General features: G+C 40.4%; 1 protein-coding gene. It reads right to left on the reverse strand.

Annotated features, from left to right (window positions below; genetic code table 11):
* Positions 1 to 302, reverse strand: a 302-nt coding sequence (locus A3712_RS23105) for a response regulator transcription factor (protein WP_443083616.1), incomplete at both ends; no start/stop codon positions are given.

Genomic DNA, 302 nt, shown 5'->3' on the forward strand with positions numbered 1-302 from the left:
ATGTCTAGATTGCGATCAAAGGGACACAGCTCTTTCTTTAAGACATGTATTTGTAAGTCAGACTTAGATACAACAATGCCGTCATTCTTAATCAAATAATCAAGCAGATCTTTTTCTGTACCAGTTAGCGGTAAACGAGAAATCCGTTCACACAAACCATGGTTAGATGAAGCTAGAGACTGTCTCTGACGCTCAAATCCAACTCGACGTAAGATAACCTTGATACGAGTCAGTAGCTCAGGAACATTGAAAGGTTTAGCGATGTATTGATCGGCTCCAGCTTGATAACCATCAAGCATCGA

It is taken from the genome of Vibrio sp. HI00D65, from assembly GCF_001635455.1.
GTDB lineage: Bacteria > Pseudomonadota > Gammaproteobacteria > Enterobacterales > Vibrionaceae > Vibrio.